At 65.9% G+C, this 1,319-nt stretch carries 2 protein-coding genes; one reads left to right on the forward strand and one right to left on the reverse strand.

Annotated features, from left to right (window positions below; all coding sequences use genetic code 11):
• The first annotated feature begins 15 nt into the window (after positions 1-15).
• Positions 16-747 carry a glutamine amidotransferase gene (locus DBR22_RS21655; RefSeq protein ID WP_108600682.1) on the forward strand — a complete coding sequence of 244 codons (732 nt, stop codon included), beginning with the start codon at positions 16-18 and terminating at the stop codon, positions 745-747.
• 153 nt (positions 748-900) lie between these two features.
• Here the strand turns inward: DBR22_RS21655 and DBR22_RS21660 are convergent.
• The coding region (locus tag DBR22_RS21660) for an MFS transporter (RefSeq protein WP_146187616.1) at positions 901-1,319 on the reverse strand (419 nt) is incomplete at its 5' end.

A 1,319-nucleotide genomic window follows, 5' to 3' on the forward strand; every position in this document is an offset into this window, starting at 1 on the left:
GGGCACACTTAGCGTGTGAAGCCTTTCCTGCTCCTGGCCTCCCGGGCCGAAGATGCCGCTGCCGAGGACGAGTACGCCGCCTACCTGAGGTACGGGCAGCTGGCGCCGGAGCAGCTGCACCGCATCCGGCTGGAGTCCGCTCCCCTGCCGGACCTTGACCTGGCGGGCTACTCGGGCGTCATCGTGGGTGGCAGCCCTTTTACCTCCAGCGACCCGCCGGACCAGAAGAGCGCCACCCAGCACCGGGTGGAGCGGGAGTTGGCTGCCCTGCTGGACAGGCTGGTGGACCTGGACTTCCCCTTCCTCGGCGCCTGCTACGGCGTGGGAACGCTGGGCAGGCACCAGGGTGCTGTGATCGACAGAACCTTCGGCGAACAGCTGGGAGGCGTGGAAATCGAGCTGACAGAGGCCGGGCTCTCGGATCCGCTCCTGCAGGGCATGCCACGCCGTTTCACCGCCTTCACCGGGCACAAGGAAGCATGCACCACATTGCCCCCGCACGCGGTGTTGCTGGCATCATCCCAGGCCTGCCCTGTCCACATGTTCCGGATCAGGCAGAACCTGTACGCCACACAGTTTCACCCGGAACTGGATGCGGAGGGGCTGGTCACCAGGATCGACATCTACCGGAATGCCGGATACTTCCCGCCGGAGTCCGCCGAGGAGCTCATGGCGCACGCCCGGAAATACACCGCCACAGAGCCCATGAAGATCCTCCGCAACTTCGTTGCCCGCTACGCCGGCTGATGACTGCCCCGCGGACCGGAGTCCCGCCGTCGTCCGTTACTCCCCCACCGGGTGGCCCCCGGACACAGCAAAGCCCGGCGCGTTCCCTGGTACTTCAGGGATCACGCCGGGCATGCCGTCACTGGCCGGGGTTTAACGTCCGGCGCCGGGGCGTCAGGCTACGTTGTTCTCGTAGTCCAGGTCGCGGGTTTCCTTGCTCACGAAGAGGGCGATGAGCGTCAGCACCGACATGGCAGTGAGGTAGACGCCCACCAGCACAGGGCTGCCGTCAGCAAGTTCCCACAGGGCCACAGCGATGAACGGAGCCACTGCAGCGCCCAGGATGCTGGACACGTTGTAGCTCACGGCTGAGCCGGTGTACCTCACGTTGGTGGGGAACAGTTCCGGCAGCAGCGCACCCATGGGACCGAACGTCAAGCCCATCAGCGAGAAGCCGATGATGAGCAGAGCCATGGTGCCCACAAAGCCGCCGCTGAACAGCGGGACGAACAGCAGGCCGAAGACGAAGATGCCTCCGGTGACGGCCAGCAGCATCTTGCGGCGGCCGTACTTTTCGGCGAGCGGTCCGGAGA

It is taken from the genome of Arthrobacter sp. HMWF013 (assembly GCF_003061105.1).
In the GTDB taxonomy this organism is placed as follows: domain Bacteria; phylum Actinomycetota; class Actinomycetes; order Actinomycetales; family Micrococcaceae; genus Arthrobacter.